Origin of the sequence: Pseudoalteromonas rubra, from assembly GCF_004212645.1 — a bacterium.
Taxonomy (GTDB): domain Bacteria; phylum Pseudomonadota; class Gammaproteobacteria; order Enterobacterales; family Alteromonadaceae; genus Pseudoalteromonas; species Pseudoalteromonas rubra_G.
The window spans coordinates 1-310 of record NZ_PPUZ01000154.1; the positions used below are offsets into that span (position 1 = coordinate 1).

Genomic DNA, 310 nt, shown 5'->3' on the forward strand with positions numbered 1-310 from the left:
AAGCCTCGTCAGTCGCCCCATCTACAAAACCTATATGTTCGGCGATTAGCGCAGCTTGGTAGCGCACTTGGTTTGGGTCCAAGGGGTCGCAGGTTCAAATCCTGCATCGCCGACCACTTTCTTTTTTATAAAGAAAGTAATCAACGAAAGTTGGTGGTATGCACGAAGAAGCATTCTTTGCGCCGCGCCCGTAGCTCAGTTGGATAGAGCAACGGCCTTCTAAGCCGTCGGTCGAAGGTTCGAATCCTTCCGGGTGCGCCATTTTAAAATCCACATTTGTAGTGGCGGCTGTAGCTCAGTTGGTAGAGCC

General features: G+C 51.0%; 2 tRNA genes. Both read left to right on the forward strand.

From position 1 onward, the window contains the following. Window positions 1-39: 39 nt before the first annotated feature. A tRNA-Pro gene (locus C3B51_RS23130) sits at window positions 40-116 on the forward strand. 68 nt (window positions 117-184) lie between these two features. Then, window positions 185-261 (forward strand) — tRNA-Arg (locus C3B51_RS23135). Window positions 262-310 lie beyond the last annotated feature (49 nt).